19 protein-coding genes are annotated in these 19259 nt (G+C 70.8%); 10 read left to right on the forward strand and 9 right to left on the reverse strand.

Annotation, left to right across the window (positions count from 1 at the left end; genetic code table 11):
- Positions 1–644: 644 nt before the first annotated feature.
- From iscB to OG472_RS16075, 6 genes are all read left to right on the forward strand, one after another.
- Positions 645–1955 carry an RNA-guided endonuclease IscB gene (iscB, locus tag OG472_RS16050; RefSeq protein WP_405941654.1) on the forward strand — a complete coding sequence of 437 codons (1311 nt, stop codon included), beginning with the start codon at positions 645–647 and terminating at the stop codon, positions 1953–1955.
- Positions 1956–2006: 51 nt separating this feature from the next.
- The gene (locus OG472_RS16055; protein WP_405829922.1) at positions 2007–3065 is read left to right on the forward strand and encodes a hypothetical protein; all 1059 of its coding nucleotides are present in this window, start codon (positions 2007–2009) and stop codon (positions 3063–3065) included.
- 578 nt (positions 3066–3643) lie between these two features.
- Positions 3644–3787: a hypothetical protein gene (locus OG472_RS16060; RefSeq protein ID WP_405829923.1), complete on the forward strand. Its 144-nt coding sequence runs from the start codon at positions 3644–3646 to the stop codon at positions 3785–3787.
- Positions 3757–4566 carry a hypothetical protein gene (locus OG472_RS16065; protein WP_405941655.1) on the forward strand — a complete coding sequence of 270 codons (810 nt, stop codon included), beginning with the start codon at positions 3757–3759 and terminating at the stop codon, positions 4564–4566. The genes OG472_RS16060 and OG472_RS16065 overlap by 31 nt, the downstream gene beginning before the upstream one ends.
- Positions 4563–5795 carry an MFS transporter gene (locus OG472_RS16070; RefSeq protein WP_405829927.1) on the forward strand — a complete coding sequence of 411 codons (1233 nt, stop codon included), beginning with the start codon at positions 4563–4565 and terminating at the stop codon, positions 5793–5795. Before OG472_RS16065 ends, OG472_RS16070 begins: the two co-directional genes overlap by 4 nt.
- Positions 5795–6583: a hypothetical protein gene (locus OG472_RS16075; RefSeq protein ID WP_405829929.1), complete on the forward strand. Its 789-nt coding sequence runs from the start codon at positions 5795–5797 to the stop codon at positions 6581–6583. Before OG472_RS16070 ends, OG472_RS16075 begins: the two co-directional genes overlap by 1 nt.
- A gap of 4 nt (positions 6584–6587) precedes the next feature.
- Here OG472_RS16075 and OG472_RS16080 read toward each other — a convergent pair whose 3' ends face one another.
- From OG472_RS16080 to OG472_RS16095, 4 genes are all read right to left on the reverse strand, one after another.
- Complete coding sequence (locus tag OG472_RS16080; protein ID WP_405829931.1) at positions 6588–6713, reverse strand: hypothetical protein; 126 nt, start codon at positions 6711–6713, stop codon at positions 6588–6590.
- Positions 6714–6778: 65 nt separating this feature from the next.
- On the reverse strand, positions 6779–7720 hold the full coding sequence (locus tag OG472_RS16085; protein WP_362814726.1) for a 3-oxoacyl-ACP reductase: 942 nt from the start codon (positions 7718–7720) through the stop codon (positions 6779–6781).
- A 36-nt stretch (positions 7721–7756) separates the two neighbouring features.
- Positions 7757–8833: a Zn-dependent alcohol dehydrogenase gene (locus tag OG472_RS16090; protein WP_401601629.1), complete on the reverse strand. Its 1077-nt coding sequence runs from the start codon at positions 8831–8833 to the stop codon at positions 7757–7759.
- Between the two features lie 32 nt (positions 8834–8865).
- Positions 8866–9720: a MaoC/PaaZ C-terminal domain-containing protein gene (locus tag OG472_RS16095; protein WP_401601632.1), complete on the reverse strand. Its 855-nt coding sequence runs from the start codon at positions 9718–9720 to the stop codon at positions 8866–8868.
- Positions 9721–9939: 219 nt separating this feature from the next.
- On the opposite strand from OG472_RS16095, the gene OG472_RS16100 reads away from it, so the two are divergent.
- The 4 genes from OG472_RS16100 to OG472_RS16115 all read left to right on the forward strand — a co-directional run bounded on the left by OG472_RS16100 (position 9940) and on the right by OG472_RS16115 (position 11906).
- Positions 9940–10293, forward strand: a complete 354-nt coding sequence (locus OG472_RS16100) for a DNA-binding response regulator (protein WP_405834872.1) — start codon at positions 9940–9942, stop codon at positions 10291–10293.
- Positions 10294–10451: 158 nt separating this feature from the next.
- A complete protein-coding gene (locus tag OG472_RS16105; protein WP_401601634.1) occupies positions 10452–10997 on the forward strand; it encodes an RNA polymerase sigma factor in 546 nt (181 codons plus the stop codon).
- Complete coding sequence (locus tag OG472_RS16110) at positions 10984–11283, forward strand: hypothetical protein (RefSeq protein WP_401601636.1); 300 nt, start codon at positions 10984–10986, stop codon at positions 11281–11283. The genes OG472_RS16105 and OG472_RS16110 overlap by 14 nt, the downstream gene beginning before the upstream one ends.
- 194 nt (positions 11284–11477) lie before the next feature.
- Complete coding sequence (locus tag OG472_RS16115; RefSeq protein WP_401601639.1) at positions 11478–11906, forward strand: hypothetical protein; 429 nt, start codon at positions 11478–11480, stop codon at positions 11904–11906.
- A 31-nt stretch (positions 11907–11937) separates the two neighbouring features.
- Here the strand turns inward: OG472_RS16115 and OG472_RS16120 are convergent, their stop codons facing one another.
- From OG472_RS16120 to OG472_RS16140, 5 genes are all read right to left on the reverse strand, one after another.
- The gene (locus OG472_RS16120; protein ID WP_405829934.1) at positions 11938–12453 is read right to left on the reverse strand and encodes a YcxB family protein; all 516 of its coding nucleotides are present in this window, start codon (positions 12451–12453) and stop codon (positions 11938–11940) included.
- Between the two features lie 82 nt (positions 12454–12535).
- Positions 12536–13732: a lipid-transfer protein gene (locus tag OG472_RS16125; protein WP_383571956.1), complete on the reverse strand. Its 1197-nt coding sequence runs from the start codon at positions 13730–13732 to the stop codon at positions 12536–12538.
- Positions 13733–13752: 20 nt separating this feature from the next.
- Complete coding sequence (locus tag OG472_RS16130) at positions 13753–15885, reverse strand: acyl-CoA dehydrogenase (protein WP_405829936.1); 2133 nt, start codon at positions 15883–15885, stop codon at positions 13753–13755.
- 81 nt (positions 15886–15966) lie between these two features.
- Complete coding sequence (locus OG472_RS16135) at positions 15967–17526, reverse strand: serine/threonine-protein kinase (RefSeq protein WP_405829938.1); 1560 nt, start codon at positions 17524–17526, stop codon at positions 15967–15969.
- Positions 17526–19091 carry a serine/threonine-protein kinase gene (locus OG472_RS16140; RefSeq protein ID WP_405829939.1) on the reverse strand — a complete coding sequence of 522 codons (1566 nt, stop codon included), beginning with the start codon at positions 19089–19091 and terminating at the stop codon, positions 17526–17528. Before OG472_RS16140 ends, OG472_RS16135 begins: the two co-directional genes overlap by 1 nt.
- Between the last annotated feature and the right edge of the window lie 168 nt (positions 19092–19259).

Below are 19259 nucleotides of genomic sequence, written 5' to 3' on the forward strand. Positions count from 1 at the left end.
CTGCTTGACCGGGAAGCCGCGCAGCTTCGTCGAGGACCTCGTCGGCGGCGAGGGCGACGGCGGCGGTTCCGCGGCGTCGGAGGGGCAGGTCAGAACCCCTGCGGGTGGGGCGGAGGGCGAACGGAGGATCCGGTAAGGCTTACCTGAACCTCACCTCACCCTAAACGCCCAGATATCGCACAGCACAATCACCTCGCCCACCACAAACGAATCGCTGCCCGGACACCCGTATGTGTGAAGCCGGGTTGGTGGTGTTGTTCGGCAGGAACCCCGAAAACTAGCTTCACCGCGGAGGTGACGCACGGGTACCGGGATCCCCCTCCGACAAATGGAGCCGATCTGCTGCTCCTGTCGAGGGCCGCCGGTACCAGCATCAGCCAACAGCACACATGTCGAGGTGAAGGAAGTTGGCTACGTTCCACGTAGGCGAGAAGACCCACCGGCCCGTGCTTCCTCAGCGGGCCGCTCTGGAATTCGAGTCAGCAGACACCCCCCGGACCGGGGACGAAACGGGACTCGGACGCCGCCCTGCGGCAACCGGCGTGGAACATGTGCGAGGGGAGACCGCCGGTGCTTCACCTGGCATCGACGGCGTCACCCCCCATCGCAAGGTGGGGGAGAAGGCCCGTGAGGGTCACCCTGTCGTGTTCGTCCTGGACCGGCACCACACACCGTTGCAACCGACCAGCCCCGCCAGGGCCCGCAAGCTTCTCCATCAGGGCCGGGCGGTCGTGGTCCGGCACACCCCGTTCGTCATCAGGTTGAAGGACCGCTCCGCGGACCAGTCACAGGTCGACGGTGTGGAAGTCGGGATCGACCCCGGATCGAAGCAGACCGGCATCGCCGTCTTCACGGCCAGGAATGGCAACCGCCGCGGCCTTTACGCCATCGAACTCGCCCACCGGGGCAGCCGGATACGGGACGCGCTCACCCGGCGTGGCGCCTACCGCCGCGGCCGGCACACCCGCAACCTGCGCCATCGCGAGCCCCGCTTCTCCAATCGAGCCCGACGTGCGGGCTGGCTCGCCCCCTCGCTGCGTCACCGTGTGGACACCACGGTGTCGTGGACCACACGGCTCGCCCGCTGGGCACCCGTCCGCGCGGTGCACGTGGAGCGAGTCGCGTTCGACACCCATGCCGTGTCCAAGGGCGAAGCACTGGCGGGGGTCGACCACCGGCACGGCACCCTCTACGGCACAGAGGCCCGCGCATACCTCCTCGCCAAGTGGGGGAAGGCCTGCGCCTACTGCGGCACCACCGGAGTCCCCCTCAACATCGACCACATCCACCCCCGCTCACGCGGAGGCAGCGACCGCATCTCCAACCTGTGCACCGCCTGCGTCCCCTGCAACGAGGGCAAGTCCAACCAGCCTGTCGAAGACTTCCTCCGGCAGTCACCGGAGCGACTGGCCCTCGTCCTCGCCCAGGCCAAGGCCCCGCTCCACGACGCGGCCGCCGTCAACGCCACCCACTGGGCTCTGTGGCACGCCCTCGACGCCGCGTTCCCCACCGTGCGCACGGCATCGGGCAGCCGCACCAAGTGGAACCGGCTGCGGACCGGCACGCCGAAGAGCCACACACTCGACGTCCTGTGCGTCGGCGAACTCCAGGCCGTTGACCGCGCCCCGGCGCGCGTCCTCGTCGTCACCGCGACAGGACGCGGCTCGTACAGCCGCACCCGCACCGACAAGCACGGCTTCCCCCGCCTCCGCCTGCCCAGGCAGAAGCGGTTCTTCGGGTACCAGACCGGGGACCTTGCCCGCGCAGTCGTGCCCACGGGCAAGAACACCGGGACTCACACCGGCCGCATTGCCGTCCGCGCCGGCGGCAGCTTCGACATCAGGACCGCACGCGGTCTCGTCCAGGGCATTCGCCACAAACGTTTCCGCCTCCTCCAGCGGGCCGACGGCTACGCCTACGCCAACCGACCCGAAGGGCCCACGCCCTCTGCATGACGGGCACCCCCGTCGAAGAGATCTCCGCGCTCTCCACGAAGGACATGAAGAATGACTGCCTGTGCTGTGGCTGTTGCGGCGTTCACCATCGCCGCGGACGGGTCGTACGCCGCCCGGCTCGCCGGGGAGGGGGAGGCGCGCTTCGTGGAGCGCTGGACCCTGGCCGGGCCCGAGCCGTATGCGGTTCCGCTGCCGCTCGCGCAGCCCGAGGAAGGTGACAGCGAGGTGCTGCCGCTGGCCGACGGGCGGGTGCTGATCCACCGGCGGGTCGCGGAGCGGCACGCCTTCGCGCTGCTGTACCCGACGGGCGCGGCGGCCGGGCCGCGCACCGGTGAGCTGCAGCTGGGCGCGGTGGACGCCGAGGAGGGCGTACGGGTGCGCCTGCTCCCGCCGTCCCCGGACGGATCCTGCGCCTTCGCGCTGGCCGCGGCGGACGGGGTGACCACGGTCTGGCAGGTGGCCGGGTGCTCCTTCGGGCCGCAGCCGGTCGCCCGGATCCCGGGGCGGTGCTCCGGTGGCGTGTGGCTGGACCGGGCGGGCCGGCTGCTGGCCCTGGACCGGGAGCTGGAGGGCGCGACCAAGGCCGTCGCCGTGGACCTGGGGCGCGGTGAGGTGTCCCCGCTGCTGCAGATCGCCGAGGACAGTGACGACCGGCTGCTGCTGGCGGACCCGGACAGCGGGCTGCTGCTGATCCGCTCCGACGCCCCGGGCGAACCGCGCCTGGGCTGGGGGGTGCTGGGCAGTTCGCGCCCGGTCCGGTTCCCGGAGTGCCTGCGGCTCGGGGACGCGCTCCCCTTCGCCGCGCAGCCGGGGCAGGCGCTGATGCCGGAGACCTGCGGGGTGGCGCTGCGGCTGCCCGAGGGTGACATCGGTCTGTGGCGCCCCGCCGACCGGCACGTGTTCCGGCTGGCCGCTCCGGCCGGCTGGCTCGGGGGTACGGGCCTGTGGAGCCCGCAGGGCCGCCTGCACCTCCCGTACGCGACCCCGGAGGTGCCCTGCGGGATCGTCGGTCTGGCCCTGCCGGACTCCCCTCCCCCGCCGGTCCGCCTGGACCCGCCGCCGCAGCAGGCCCCTCGCCCGGTCCCTCTCCAGCAGGCCCCCCTGCGCTGACAGGCCGTCGGCCCCTCTCCGAGCGGTGCGCCTCGCCGGCGGCGGAGCCTGTTGCGAACGCCGGCTTGCGATCGAGGTTCGCCGGTGGAAGAACGTGGCCGCCGATGGCGGGACCTCCGTCCCGGGGCCTCGGTGACGTCCGATGCGTCTGTGCCGGCGCATCGGAACTGTCCTGAAACCGCGCCCGTGTCGTCCGCCTGCGGGACGGCCTCGCCGGGACCGGGCAGGCCGCGAACCCCGGTAACGCCTAGGGAATCAGTCCATTTATGCCCCGCGAGTGCAGCCGAAATCGACTCGGCGACCGCCTCTGCGAGCGGGATTCCGAACCCATCGGACTCTGGCTGAAAACTACATCTTGCGTGAAGTCGGGTTCACATTCCGGCCCGCGAATTCGGCCGCAAGCCCGGATCCGAACACTCCTGACTACGTAGGCAAACCTGCCCCCAATGGGTCATCGCGATTGTGAACCCGCGGACGCTAATGTCATTGACGTTGATCTTGCAGCCGGATACGGTCCTCGAACAGAGAGCCGGGGAGCCGCCCCGGTAGCAACTCTGAACCTACGAAAGGGGGCGAAGATGAATCCGCAGGAAGAGACCAGCATCAAGTCTATGGATGCCATCCTCGAGGCACTCAACGCGGCTCACGAGGCGCCGGTGGAAATCGCGCGCAGCATGGCTTGGTCCATCGGATGGCAGAACTGTTCTCTCTTTTGCCGCTGAACAACGTGAGCCGGTTGGCTGATCTGATGGCCAATGACGTTCTTGAGCCGCCCGACCAGCCTCGCACCACCGGAAGGGCATTCGAGATCATCGCCAAGTTCGATGAATCTCATATGTCCGCATCCGCAGCCTTCGGGCCAGTCTCCAAGGCCACCTGTATTGTCACCTGGGCTGCTCTCACAGAGATGTTTCGGCTATACACGAGTGTCGACTCCGCGTCGCATCACGAAGAAGTCCGCCCTTCGCTGGAGTTCCTCCGGTCCCGCTTGAACTCCCTGTTCGGCAGGATGACGATGGCTCCGCGACCAGAGCGCGAAATCATCACCGCGCGCGCGGGAGAGAACGGGCATCAGTCATACGTCTTCACGGGTGAAGATTCGGATATGCATACAGGACGGGCCTTGCTAGGTGCCTTCCTGGCGGCCCTGCATCAGTGCGGCGAAATCTGCGACATAGGGCTCCTCTACGCCGCCTCGGAGACCAGCGGGATTCGGGTTTTCAGGAACCCTCTGTCCTTTACTGAGCTGATGCATGGGGCGCGCTTCGGGTCGACAGTTGTGAAGCATCCCATGCTGGTCAGCCGTGGGGAATCCGTGATATGCGCCGGAGAAATGTTTCTGTCTTTTACGGAAACCCGCGAGCCGGCAGTATTCGTGACGCGAGCGTCCGGGCACTATCAGCCGCTGCTGCCGGCCGAGCATGCATTGGTGGAGCTCTTGCGGAAGACCCACCTGCGGCATCCTTGGGCTGTCCAGTCTCTCTCTAAGGCAATAACGTGATCCTGTTCCAGAGACAAGCCGATTCTCATCCTCGCGCTTTGCCTCGTGGAACGGTTTCGTTCATTGCGGCGCAGTCGCTCTCAAACGGATGCACGGCCATCGAGATTTTGACACTAAGCTGGCTGACGCTGTCTCCTCAGCAGATGGGCCTGGCACCGCACTACTTTGCCGCGGTCACTGGCGCTCTGTTCCTTCCGTTCCTGGTCGTCGGCCCACTCTATGGACGTATGGCCGCCCGGTGGGGGGCTAACTTCCTGTGGCGTACATGCCTTCTGGGTGAAGCAGTGGCCTGCTCTCTCTTCGGCGCCGCGATATTGCTCTTCGGGATGCCCGACTATCTCATTGTCGTGCTGTACGCCATTTCCATCGGAGTGCTTCAGGCCATTGAGGTCCCCTCACGTCAGACATCTCTGATGAATCACCTGGAGGATAGTTTCTCGACTGGTTACGCGGCTTTCACGTCCACAAGTCGCGGCATTTCGGCAGTGGCACCGCTGGCGGGTGGAGCGCTCATCGCGGTTCTCCCTATCGGAAGCGTGTTCCTGGTCAACGCGGCCAGCTTTGGGCTCGTCTTCATCGTTGCCCTGAAGTTCTTTGACCCCGCGGTGGCCGAGGCCGTTGGTTCGAAGCCTGAGGGCGGTGCAGGGAGTCCGTCTCTCGGCGCAACTCTTCTCCCGGTCCTGGCTATGGGATTCTGTATCGGCGCGCTCGGATATCAGTTTCCCGTCACGAACCTGTTGTCCCTGGACAGGCTGTCGGTCACTGGCAGCATGGATTTCGGGGTAATTTCGACTGCCGTTGCTGTCGGCGGAATACTGGGCCCGTGGCTGGGGGCGAAGCTTTCAGGGGCAAGAAGCCTGTGTGCGGTTGTCGTAATTTTTGGATCATTTGAGCTCTTGATGGGCATGAGTGACCGGTTGGCTGTTTACTGCGCGTTCGCGTTCGTATGTGGTGCAGCGTATTCGTCATTCACGGTCGTATCAATGGGTTACGTCCGGTCGGCCACCAGCGGAAACGACCGCGCGCGATGGGTGGGCGTGCTCTCCACGGTCACCATCGGGTGTGTTCCCGTCGGCACTCTGCTCGTCGGCGGCCTGGCAGCAATCGGTTCCGAGATGACACTGATACTGCCCGCAGTGCTCTGCGTGGCGGCCGGCGGAATCAGCTACCTTCTTTTGTGGACCAAGCGAGCTTCCACGTTGCCGCTTTCACATAGCGAGGAGAAGTGATGGACGACTTCGACGGCGTGGTGCGATTCCTTTCCTCGGACGTCGATTGGGATGCGTCCGAGGATGACAGCGTGGTATGGCGGGTTGGCGATTTCCTGCGCGAGAAACTGGCCCGTCATCCCAGTCTTGTTCAGGAGCGATTTTCTGCCATCGCGCGATCGTCGAAGCTCATGGACGAGCTGGTGCCGCATTCCGAGTTTCCCCACCAGCGTCGAGACAAGTTCGTTCTGTACCGGGACCCGCAGGAGAGGTTCGTGGTGCGGGTCCACCGCTTCCATCCTTGCGGCGCAGGGGATGCGGAGTTCGGGCCTGTGCACAATCATCGTTACCCTGCGGTCACGTTGCTGCTCAAGGGCTCCTATGAGGAACGTGCGTTCCGCGAGACGAGTCGCGACGAAGAGATGGGCACGGCCGAACTGACGCAGGTCAAGACCCATTCGCTCGCGCGGGGCGATGTGGATGTGAAGGGATGGGACCAGGCCCATCAGGTTCGCAATGCTGCCAGCGAAGAGGCTGCCTTCACTCTCTTCGTCCGCGGACCGTCTATCCGCCGTTTCGCGGACATCTACGATGTCGAGCAGGGCACGTTCAGACCTGCAGGCGGCATGCACGATCTGGCTCGGGTCGGTTTCATCGCCACCATGCTCGGGTCGTCCAGCATCCGTTCCAGGCATGAGGCCCTGCGCTTCATGGGCTCCGCAGAGGAATGGGCGGCGCGCAAGACCGGCATGCTGGATGCCGCTACGCAGGGACGGTTCGACCTGCCGGACGCAGGCAAGACCGGGTGAGCGTTCAGTTCGTCTGTCCGGCGAGGGTGAGATGGGGCAGGCGGGCGAAGCCGGGCACGCCGTGATGGCCGCCGTCGGCGATCGTCAGGATCTGGCCGACGGCGGCCCCGGCGCAGGATTCATCCGGCACCTTGCAGTCGTTTGCGGTTGCCGGCGGGCGGTCGGCCGACCACGGTGGCCGGCAGGCTGCCGGCGTCAGGCGTGCTTGAGGCCCAGGACCTCCGTCGCGGCGAAGGTCTCGTTCGCCGGGCGGGAGTCGTAGTGCGGGGTCAGGACCTCGTCGAGCTCCTCGTAGGAGAAGGCCTCCTTGCCCGTGTCGAACTTGGCGGCGACCTTCGGGCGTTCCATGACGACGACGATGCCGCCGTGTACGACGAACAGCTGGCCGTTGGCCTTGGCTGAGGCGGGTGAGGCCAGGTAGCCGACGAGCGGGGAGACGTGCTCGGGGGCCAGGGCGTCCAGCTTGCCGTCCTCCGGGACCTCGAACCCGGCGAAGACGTCCTCGGTCATCCGGGTGCGGGCGCGCGGGCAGATGGCGTTGGCCGTCACCCCGTACTTGGCGAGGGCCAGGGCGGTCGAGGTGGTCAGGCCCACGATGCCGCCCTTGGCCGCCGCGTAGTTCGGCTGGCCGGCCGAGCCGCCGAGGAAGGCCTCGGAGGAGGTGTTGACGATCCGGCCGTAGACCGGGCCGCCCGCCGCCTTCGACCGCTCGCGCCAGTGCACGGAGGCGAAGTGGGTGGTGTTGAAGTGTCCCTTGAGGTGGACGCGGATCACCGAGTCCCACTCCTCCTCCGACATCGAGAAGACCATCCGGTCGCGCAGGATGCCCGCGTTGTTGACCAGGATGTCGAGCTTCCCGAAGCTGCTCACGGCCAGCTCGACCAGCTCGCGCGCCTGCTCGAAGTCGGCCACGTCGCCCAGGTGCGCCACCGCCCGGCCGCCCGCGGCGCGGATCTCCGCGGCGACCTCCTCCGCCGGGGCGGCCGAGGCCTCCCCCGAGCCGTCGCGGCCGGGCTGGCCGAAGTCGTTGACGACCACGCTCGCGCCGAGCCGTGCGAGCTCGATCGCCTCGGCCCGGCCGAGCCCGCGGCCCGCGCCCGTGACGATGGCGGAGAGTCCCTCAAGTGGCAGTGACATCCGTACGGTTCCCCTCGGATTCGGCAGAACGGGCGGTCAGAGTTCGATGCAGGTGCGCAGGGCGACGCCCGTGCGCATCTGGTCGAGGGCCTCGTTGATCTCGGCGAGGCTCACCCGGTGGGTGATCAGGTTCTCCAGGTCGATGCGGCCGGCCCGCCACAGCGCGATGGTGCGCTCGTAGGAGCGGAGCACGTCGCCGCCGCCGTACATCGACGGCAGGATCTTCTTCTCGTCGAAGAACAGCGAGAACATGTTGATCTGGAAGTTGTCGTCGAGGGCGCCCGCGCCGACGATGACGACGGAGCCGCCGCGCCGCGTCATCTCGTACGCCTTCTGCGCGGTCGCGGACTTGCCGACGACCTCGAAGACGTAGTCGAAGCCCTCGCCGGCCGTGATCCGGTTCTTGGCGTCGGCGAACTCCTCGGGGGAGACCGCCTCGGTGGCGCCGAACCGCAGCGCCGCCTCCCGCCGCGACGCGACCGGGTCCACGGCGACGATCTGTGCGGCGCCCTGGACCTTGGCTCCCTGGATCACGGATATGCCGACGCCGCCGCAGCCGATGACGGCGACCGACGAGGCGGCCTCCACCTTGGCGGTGTTGATGGCCGCGCCGAGCCCGGTGGTGACGCCGCAGCCGATCAGCGCCGCGATGTCGAAGGGCAGGTCGTCGGGGATCGGGATGGCGCAGGCGGCCGGTACGACCATCTCCTCGGAGAAGGTGCCGGTGCCGGCGAAGCCGAAGATGTCGGTGGCCGCCCGCTTGAAGTTGGGGGTGGCGACGTTCCCGAAGGCCTCCAGGCACAGGTGCCCCTGGCCGCGCTTGCAGGAGGGACAGTGCCCGCACGGCGGCAGCCAGCAGACGAGCACCCGGTCGCCGATCTTGTGGCTGGTGACCCCGTCGCCGACGTCCGTGATCACGCCGGAGCCCTCGTGACCGGGGATGAAGGGGGCGGGCTGGGGCAGTACGCCGCTCATCGCGGAGAGGTCGGAGTGGCACAGGCCGGTGGCCTTGATGCGGATCCTGACCTTGCCTGGGCCGAAGCCCACGGCCTCCATGTCGTCGACGACTTCGAGCTTGTCCTGGCCGATCTCGCTCTGCAGTGCTGCGCGCACGGTGCGGCTCCTTGTGTGGGTGCGGTGCGGTGCTACGAGTGTTCGACGACGGTGTCGGCGAGGACCGGCGCGTCGTCCCGTTCGACGGCGGTCACCGACGCCAGGACGCGGCCGGGCTCCTGCCACATCCGGATGCGGAGCGTCTCGCCCGGGAAGACGATCCCGGCGAAGCGCGTGCGGTAGGCGCGGACCCGGGAGACGTCCCCGCCGAGGGCCGTGTCGACGACGGCCTTGAGGGTCATCCCGTACGAGCACAGGCCGTGCAGGATGGGCCTGTCGAAGCCGGCCAGCTTGGCGAACTCGGGGTCGGCGTGCAGGGGGTTCCAGTCGCCGGAGAGGCGGTAGAGCAGGGCCTGCTCGTCGCGGATGCGGCGCTCCTCGGTGCGGTCGGGGGCGCGCTCGGGGAGTTCCTCCTTGACGGAGGGGCCGCGCTCGCCGCCGAAGCCGCCCTCTCCCCGTACGAAGATCTGCGCGTCGCTGGTCCACAGCGGCCCGTCGGCGTCGGCGACCTCGGTGCGCAGCACGATCACGGCCGCCTTGCCCTTGTCGTACAGGGCGGCGACCTTGGCGGAGGAGGTGGCGCTGCCCTTGACGGGGATGGGCCGGTGCAGCTCGATGGACTGGCCGCCGTGCAGGACGTTGGCGAGGTTGACGTCGATCCCGGGTGCGGCGAGGCCCCCCATCATGGCCATGCCGGCGCCGGCGACGGTCGCGAAGCTGGGGAGGACGTGGAGCTTGGATTCGAGGGTGTAGCGGAGCTCGTCCGGGTCGGTGGCCGGCAGGCCCGCGCCGAGGCCGAGGTGGTAGAGCTGGATGTCCTTGTGGTCCCAGCCGATGTCCCCCTGGCGGGGGTCGGCGGCGAGGGCCCTGGCGGCATCGATCGGCATGAGGATGCGGCTCCCTGTCGTTGGAGTGTCGCTGCCCTGGAAGACCTCGGTGCGGCCGTCCGCACCGTCGGCCGCACCGAGGTCGTATACGGGGGCCGGTTCTAGAACGCGTTCTAGGACCGGCCGGTGAGGGAATGTATAACGCACGCCCCCGCAGTTGGGAAGACCAGCCGGGAAGACTCCTGACTTCGCGTCAGATAGGCTTTCCCGGTGGACGAAATGCCCGTGGAACACCGCCAGGCCCGCGCCCTGCGGGTCCTGCTGGATCCGCCGAACCCGGCCCTGGCGCTCCAGCTCGGCCTCGTGCCGGACATCGAGGTCGTGCGGGACCTGACGGCCAGGCCCGCGGTGGCGCTGGTCGAGGAGGTCGCGGCCGTGACGGCCCTGCTGGAGGAGGACCCGGAGTGCCGGATCCTCGTCCTGACGGGCTCGGCCCACCCCGGCCTGGCCGCCGCCGCGCTCGACGCCGGGGCGGCGGGACTGATCCTGCGCGACGGCCCGATCGAGGACCTGGCGGACGCGATCCGCCGCGCCTCGATGGGAGAAACGGTGGTCGATCCGGCCCTGGGGTGAATCCTTATCCGGGGGCCGCGCCTCTTGTGTGTACGTGCCGATGCCAAGGTCGGCACATGACCTGGAGGTTGTCGTGATCGCTGTTCTCGTGGGTGCCGGCGCGCTCGTCCTACTCTGCACGTGCGTCCTCGTACTGCGCCGTGGACGGGGCCGGACCCGTGGCTGACCGTACGGACTGGCCCGGCGAGGCCCTGATCGTCGCCGCGCAGGGCGGGGACCTCGACTCGCTCACCGCCCTGGTCACCGGATCGCACCCGAACGTACGGCGCTTCGCGCACTCGCTGTGCGCGTCGCGCGAGGACGCCGAGGACGCGGCCCAGGAAGCCCTGATCATCCTGTACCGCAGGATCGGCATGCTGAGGGCGTCCGGGGCACTGGCGTCGTGGATGTTCCGCATCGTCCGCAACGAGTGCCTGCGCCGTGCCCGGCTGATGCCGCGGGAGCGGGCGCAGCTGCCCGAGACCTCCGTGATGTCGGCCGAGGACGAGGTGCTGCAGCGTCTGGAGGCGGGGCGGGTGGCGGAGGCGATCGCCGCGCTGCCGGCGGACCAGCGGCGCGTACTGATCATGCGGGACGTCCAGGGCTACAGCGGGCGGATGGCCGCGGAGTCCCTGGGTCTCAGCACGGCCGCGATGAAGTCGCGGCTCCACCGGGCCCGCGCGGCCGTTCAGCACTCCCTGGGAGACACCCGTGCCCTCCACTGACGCCCCTTCCTCCCCGTCCGCCACGCGCTCCGATTTCGCGAGCGCGTCCGTGCCGCGGCACCTGGCGCGCGGCGCGGTGGGCTTCGGCGCGCTGATCGCGGCCTTCGCCCTGATCCCGGCCTTCGGCCCGGCCACCCTGCTCCTCGCCCCTGTCGGCCTGGTCGCCCTGCGCGGCTGCCCGACGTGCTGGGCGATCGGCCTGGCCCAGACCCTTTCCCGTGGCCGGCTCCGACGGGAGTGCGTGGACGGCCGCTGCGAACTGAAACCGGGCCGGGCTGCGACATAGCCCCGCCGGAGGTCGAGGTCCCCCGGAGCAGGTCCGGGGGAAGGCCGGGGCAGCGGACGGCGGGGCACGGCCCGCCCCGACATGGGCGCAAACGTTCGATCCTGGCCACCGATTGACGGATTCCGCCGCAGCGCGCGTCCACCTGCCGGAGCCAGGATGAGACCTCTCAGCCCAGCTTCGTGGAGGCAGAAACCATGCGCGTATCCGCCCTGTCCGCCACCGCCGCCCTCGTGGTCGCGACCCTCGCAGGAGGCGCGGCCCCGGCCGCCGCCGACACCCCGGCCGGCCCGGTCCTCCAGGCCGACCTGGAGGCCGGCACGGGCCTCCACCACAACATCGGGACGGTGTTCTACAAGCGCGTCGACGGCACGGTGAACTCGGTCAGGATCATCTCGGTGTACATCACCAGCGGCGAGCGCGACTGCGCCTGGGTGTCGTGGAACGACCCGCACAACATCAACGGCTGGACCAACCTGACCAGCGAGCCCTCCTGCAACGGCACCGGCCTGGAGGAGCATCCCGACATCATCATCAAGGCGCCGGCCGACCACCCGCTCAAGGTGCGCCTGGCCGCCGACCACCCCGGCTCCGACGTGGTGCACAAGGACATCGAGAGGCTCTGACCGGCCGGGTCGGGCCGGGCCGGGCGAGGCGTTACGAGCGGTCGCCGGCGCGCGCGTGCGCGAAGACGGCGAGGAGGTCGTTCTCGCCCGGGGCGGTGAACAGCCGCTTGGGCAGCACCACGAGACACCTCCGGCGGCGCGAGCGGCCCACGAACACGTGCAGCCGGGGCGTCTCGTGGTACCGGCGCACCTCGTCCCACACGATCCGCTGCGACTCGCCGCCCCGGAACACCTCGATGCCCGTACCGTCCACCACCACCCGCTTGTCCTCGGAGGCCCGGCCCGTGCGGAAGCCCCGGGCCACCGCCCACCGCGGCAGGACCAGCAGCACGACGAGGCCGTACGCCACCGCGATCCCGAGGGAGCCGGGGCGCACGGTGAGACCCCCGGGGGACGGCGTCACGCCCGCTGCGGCGAGGAAGACCGTACCGAGGGCGGCCATCGCCCGGCCCTGCCGGAACAGCCCCGCCGCCTTGGCGCCCTCGTCGTACTCGTCCCTGGTCAGGCTGCCGGTGGCACTGAAGGACGCCTCGCGTATCTCGCTCATGGGGGCGGAGCCTAGCGCTCCGCCCCCATGGGCGAACGGGCGTTCCCGTCCCCGCCGGCGTTGGCGGCGCGGGTCCGGGCGGCTACCTCCGCAGCAGCGTCACCACCGCCGCCCCGCCCAGCCCGATGTTGTGCGCCAGCCCGACGCGCGCACCGTCGACCTGCCGCGCCCCCGCCTGGCCGCGCAGCTGCCAGACCAGCTCCGCCGCCTGCGCCAGCCCCGTCGCGCCGAGCGGGTGGCCCTTGGAGATCAGCCCGCCGGAGGGGTTCACCACCCACCGCCCGCCGTACGTCGTCGCCCCGCTCTCCACCAGCTTGCCCGCGGCCCCGTCCCCGCACATGCCCAGCGCCTCGTACGTCAGCAGCTCGTTGATCGAGAAGCAGTCGTGCAGTTCCACCACGTCCACGTCCTCGATGCCTAGCCCCGAGTCCTCGTACACCCGCCGCGCCGCCGCGGCCGTCATCGGCTTGCCGACCACGTCGATGCACGAGCCCGACGCGAAGGACTCCTCCGTGTCCGTCGTCATCGCCTGGGCGACGATCTCCACCGCCTTGTCGTGCAGTCCGTGCGCCACCATGAACCGCTCCGACACCACCAGCGCCGCCGCGGCCCCGTCCGAGGTCGGCGAGCACTGCAGTTTCGTCAGCGGCGCGTGGATCTCCTTCGCCGCCAGGATGTCCTCCACCGAGTACACGTCCTGGAACTGCGCGTTCGGGTTGTTCGCCGAGTGCCGGTGGTTCTTGGCGCCGACCGCCGCGAGCTGCGCGGCCGTGGTCCCGTACCGCTCCATGTGCTCGCGCGCCGCGTTCCCGAAGATCTGCGCGGTGGGCGGGGACATCTCGAAGCCGTGGCCGGCCGCCATGATCCCGTAGTGCCGGGCGACCGGGGAGGTCTTGAAGTCGCCGCCGTCGGCCCCGCCGCCCAGCGCTCCGCGCTTCATCTTCTCGAAGCCGAGCGCCAGCACGCAGTCGTTCAGCCCGCCCTCCACGAACTGCCGCGCCATCATCAGCGCGGTCGAGCCCGTGGCGCAGTTGTTGTTGACGTTGTAGACCGGGACGCCGCTCAGCCCCAGCTCGTAGGCCGCCCGCTGGCCGGCCGTGGAGGCCTGGAAGCAGTAGCCCACGGGGACCTGCTCGACCAGTCCGTAGTCCACCCCCGCGTCGGCGAGCGCCGCCGACCCGGCCTCCTTCGCCATGTCCCAGTACTGCCAGTCCCGCGACTCCGGCTTCTCGAACTTCGTCATGCCGACGCCCACGATGTACGACTTGTGCGACTTCATGCCCGATGACTCCTAGTCCCTTAGTCCCTGGGGAGGCCGAGAATCCGCTCGGCGACGACGTTGAGCTGGACCTGCGTGGTGCCTCCGGCGATGGTCAGGCAGCGGGACATGAGCATGCCGTGCACCGCCCGCTCCCCGGCCCCCTCCCGTACCGCGCCCGCCGGGCCCAGCAGTTCGAGCGCGAGCTCGGCGGTCCGCTGCTGGTGCGGGGTCTGGACGAGCTTGCGTACGGAGGCGCCCGCGCCCGGCTCCAGCCCCGACACCTGCTGGAGGGTGGTGCGCAGCCCGATGCAGGCGAGGGCGTGCGCCTCGGCGGCGAGTGCGCCGATCCGCGCCCGGTACGTTCCGTCGAGGTCGGCGGCGTGCGCGAGGAGCGCTTCCAGGCCGGTGTCGAAGGTCATCTGGTCGGCCATGTGGACCCGTTCGTTGCCGAGGGTGTTGCGGGCGACCTTCCAGCCGCCGTCGGCCGCGCCGACCAGGGCGTCCGCGGGGAGTTCCACGTCGTCGAACCAGACCTCGTTGAAGAGGGCCTCGCCGGTGATCTCCTTCAGCGGCCGGATGTCGATGCCGGGGGTGTTCTTCATGTCGACGACGAAGTAGCCGAGTCCCTTGTGCTTGGGCGCGTCCGGGTCGGTGCGGGCCAGCAGGATCCCGAAGTCGGCGCTGTGCGCGGAACTCGTCCACACCTTCTGTCCGTTGACCTTCCAGGTGCCGTCCCCGGCCCGCTCGGCCCTGGTGCGCAGCGAGGCGAGGTCGGAGCCCGCGCCCGGCTCCGAGAAGAGCTGGCACCAGGTGACGTCCCCGCGCAGGGTCGGCAGGACGTACGCGTCCCGCTGCGCCTGCGTGCCGTAGGTGAGCAGGGAGGGCACGACCCAGGTGGCGATCCCGAGGTCGGCGACCTTGACCCCGGCCGCGGCCAGTTCCTGCTGGACGACGAGCTGCTCGACGGGTCCGGCGCCGAGCCCGTAGGGCGGCGGGAGGTAGGGGGCCGCGTAGCCGGTGGGGGCCAGGATCCGCCGGGCGGCGGCGGGGTCGAGCCCGCGCGCGTCCTCGATGGCGGTACGGGCCTTCGCGCGGTGGGTCTCGGCCTCCGCGGGCAGTTCCAGGCGCAGTTCGCGCCGTGCGCCGCCCGCGGCGAGGCGGACGGCCCGCAGGCGGTGCCCGTCGCCGGACCCCAGCAGCTGGCGGGCGACGAGTGCCCGCCGGAGGAGGATGTGGGCGTCGTGCTCCCAGGTGAAGCCGATCCCGCCGAGGATCTGGATGCAGTCCTTGGCGCAGGTGTAGGCGGCGTCCAGGGCGCTCCCGGCGGCGAGGGCAGCCACGAGCGAGCGCACCTCGGCTGGTTCGTCCATGGCCTGCGCGGCGTCCCAGGCCAGCGCCCGGGCCTGTTCCAGCCGGACCAGCATGTCGGCGCACAGGTGCTTGACGCCCTGGAACCGCCCGATGGGCCGGCCGAACTGCTCGCGCGCCTTGGCGTACTCGGCGGCGGTGTGCAGGGCCCAGGCGGCGGTGCCGCAGGCGTCGGCGGCGAAGAGGGTGCAGGCCAGGTCGCGGACCAGGGCCGCGTCCAGCTCCAGCAGCCGGTCCGGGGCGGTGGCGACCCCGCGCGCCCGGACCTCCGCGGTGGGGCGGGTCGGGTCGGCGCTCTCGTGCGTACGGATGTCCAGCGCGGCGGCGTCGACGGCGAACCAGCGGGTGCCGTGCGCGGCCTCGGCGGCCAGCAGGACGAGGTCGGCCTCGCCGGCGCCGAGCACGGGCGGCGCGAGGCCGTCGAGCAGGTACCCGCCGCCCTCGACGGCCACGGCGGTCAGGGTTCCGGGCCCCAGTGCGACCGCGCCGACCCGCCCGGCGAGGGGCTCGGCGCCGGCCCGCTGCAGCAGTACGGAGGCCAGCGCGCTCGGCAGGTACGCCCCGGGCAGCGCGGCCCGGGCGGCCTCCTCGACGACGACGGCCAGGTCGAGCAGGGTCCCGCCGTCCAGGTGCGGTTCCAGCAGCCCCTGCGCGGTCATCGCGTCCCAGTAGGCGGGCCGCGCCCCGGTCTGCGGCGGGGTGTCGAGCAGCTTGCGCACCTCTTCGGGAGGCACGGCCCGCGCGACCCAGCCCCGCACCGCCTCGGCCAACTCGCGCTGCTCTTGCGTGATTCCGATGCCCATGCGCGGCAGACTAGAACACGTTCCAATCTGACGGAAGGTCAGATGACGGTGTTCTTCGCGGCCGGGTCCGGGCGACGCAGCTCAGCGTGGCACGGCGGCCAGCGCCGCCCGGGCGATCTCCTTCGCCTCGGTCTCGCAGGTCTCGGCGGGGTGCTGCGGACCGCCGAGCGCCACCCGCACCAGGAGGTTGCCGTCGGTCACGCCCAGCGCGCACGTCTCCGTGGTCCCCGGAGTCGACCAGTTCGCGCCGTCCCCCGCCCCGACACCGGTCTCCGGCCGCCCGCTGCCCAGGTTGAACCGCGTCCGCGAGGTCCCGCTGCCCGCGAGGCGGCCGCTGCGTTCCAGGGACCAGCTGACGGACGCGTGCGGCTTCGGCTCCTCCTCGCCGCCGACCGCGTCGAAGGCCGCCACCCAGTTGCAGCCCACGTACGACTTCACGGGTGACTCGTTCTCGCCGGACTGGCGCGTTTCCAGCGGCGGCAGCGGCAGTTTCCCAGCCGCCTCCGCGCACCGCGGCACGCTCAGATACCGGTCCGCCGGGGCCACCGGCGGCTCCTCCCCGAGCAACGCGAACGCCGCCCCGACACAGGCCGCCGCGAGGACGACCGCGGGCGGCAGCAGGTACCACGGGCGCAGGCGCAGCCGCCGGCCGCGCGGCGCGTGGGAACGCGCCGGGCCGACGGCCTGCGGGGCGGTGGCGGTCGGCGCGTCCGGGTCCACGTCCGGGCCTGCGAGCGCGCGGGCCGCGCCGTCCGGGTCCCGGAGCAGCCCGTCGATCTCCTCCTGCTGGGCGGCGGCCATCCGCTCGACCGCGGGCGGCCACAGCGTGGCGTCGGCCGCGCCGGTCAGGCCCAGGATCTCGGCCGGGGACGGCCGGGCCGCCGGATCCTTGGCCAGGCACCGGGTGACGAGCTCGCGCAGCCCCGGCGGGAGGCCGAGGAGATCGGGTTCGGCGTGCACGACGTTGTACAGGGTCAGTGCCACCGTCGCCGCCACGAAGGGACTGCGCCCCGTCGCGGCCAGCACCAGGACGGACCCGAGGGAGAACACGTCGCTCGCCGGGGTCAGGTCACCGCCCTCGGCCTGCTCGGGCGACATGAACGCGGGCGAGCCGATCACCGTCCCGGCCTGGGTCAGCTCGGTGACCTCGCCTGGCCGGGCCACCCGCGCGATCCCGAAGTCGATCACCCGTACCCCGTCCCGGGCGAGCAGCACGTTGTCCGGCTTGAGGTCCCGGTGCACCAGCCCCGCCCGGTGGATCTCGACGAGGGCCGCCGCCAGCCCAGCGGCGAGCCTGCGTACGGTCTCCTCGGGCAGCGCCCCGGCGCGCTCCACCGCGGCCCCCAGTGAGGGCCCGGTCACGAACACCGAGGCCAGCCACGGTGAGTCCGTGTCCGCGTCGGCATCCAGGACGGCAGCCGTGAAGGCGCCGGACACCTTCCGCGAGGCGGCGACCTCGCGCCGGAACCGGACGCGGAAATCGTCGTCGTCGGCGAGCCGGGCGTGCACCTGCTTGACGGCGACGAGCCGCCCGTCCGGTGCGGCGCCGAGCAGCACCCGGCCCATGCCGCCCCGGCCGAGCTCGGCGAGCAGCCGGTACGGTCCCGCCGTGGCCGGATCGGACTCCTTGAGCGGTCTCATCACTTCCCCACCCGTTCCACGACCGAGGCGGCGAGCTCCCGCGTGACGGCCTCACATCTGCCGGTCGGGTAGCGGGGGCCCGTCACCGAGACCGTGGCCAGCATGTTGACCTCTCGTACGTACAGACGGCAGTTCGGAAACCCGTCGCCCTGGGGCTTCTGCCACAGCCCCTCGTCGGCGAACCCGAGGTCGTTATCACGCCGGGTCCGGCCGCGTTCGTAGAAATGCTCGTACATCCGCTTCGCCTGCTCGGCCCCGGTGCCCTCGCCCTGGCCGGTCGTGAAGAACATCCACTCCGCTTCGATCGCGTCACCGGTCCGGTTGGTCCAGGTGCAGCGGGCATAGGCCGAGCCGTACTTCTCGACCGGTCCGAACCCGGCCGGCTGGGCGAAACCGGACGGCACGCGCAGCTCGCCCCAGACCTGTTGGCAGGACGGGGGCTTCGCCGGGTACTTGTCCTTCTTCTGATCCAGCCCTGTCGACCGGACATCCGCGATGAACTCGCGGTAGGTGTCCGCGAGGAACGGCCGCCACACGGTCAGCCCCAGCACGACCACGACGCCCGCCACGGCAACCTGCACGATCCGCTGCCGGGGCCACGGGCGACGCCACCGGGGGGACGTCCGGGGAGCCGTCTGGGGAGCCGTGGTCCCGCTGACCAGCCCGCCCGTCACGGCGAGCGGCTCGTGCTGGTGCTCGTGCTCGTGCTCGTGCTCGTGGACCAGCGTGTTCACCGCCTCCGGCCACGGCCGCGCCGAGGGCGCCAGCTCGCCGACCGCGCTCAGCAGCTCGCCGGGGGTCGGCCGGTCGGCCGGATCCTTGGCCAGGCAGTGCGCGATGATCCCGCGCAGCCCGGCCGGTACGTCACCCAGCTCGGGTTCGCAGTGCACGACCTCGTGCAGGATCCGCGGCACCGAGCTCCCGGCGAACGGCGGCTTCCCCGTACAGGCCATGACGAGGGTCGCGCCGAGCGAGAACACGTCGGTGGCCGGGGTGAGTTCCTGCCCCAGGGCCTGCTCGGGCGACATGTACGCGGGCGAGCCGATGAGCGCGCCCGCGTGCGTGATCCGGGTCTGGTCCCCCACCGCGCGCACGATGCCGAAGTCGATGACCCGTACGCCGTCCTCCGCGAGCAGCACGTTGGACGGCTTGAGGTCCCGGTGGATCAGCCCCGCCCGGTGTACGTCGGCCAGGGCGTGCGCGAGCCCGGCCGCCAGCCGGCGCACCGCCTCCTCGGGCAGCGGCCCGGCGGCGTCCACGGCCTGGCTCAGCGAGGGCCCCGGCACGAACTGCGAGGCGAGCCACGGCGTCTCGGCGTCGGGATCGGCGTCGATCACCGCCGCGGTGTAGCCGCCGGCCACCCGCCGCGAGGCATCCACCTCGCGGCGGAACCGCGCCCGGAACCCCTCGTCCTCGGCCAGCTCGGCGTGCACCTGCTTGACCGCGACGTACCGCCCGTCCGGCCCCACCCCCAGCACCACCCGGCCCATCCCGCCCTGGCCGAGCACGGCGACCGTCCGGAACGGCCCCACGAACTCCGACGCGGACAGCTCTGATCTCTCCATGCCTGTACTGCCCCTCCCCGATACCGGCGTGGATCCCCCGGACCGTCACCCTGCGCACGAGGAGCCGTCATGTGCGTGCCGCCACCTCCGGTGCGGCCCGTGCCTCCCACTCGGCCTTCGCCCGGCAGTCCTCCGGCGGGCTCGGCCGCACGCTCACCCGGACGGTCA

The sequence above is a fragment of the Streptomyces sp. NBC_00207 genome, assembly GCF_045160965.1.
Taxonomy (GTDB): Bacteria; Actinomycetota; Actinomycetes; order Streptomycetales; family Streptomycetaceae; genus Streptomyces.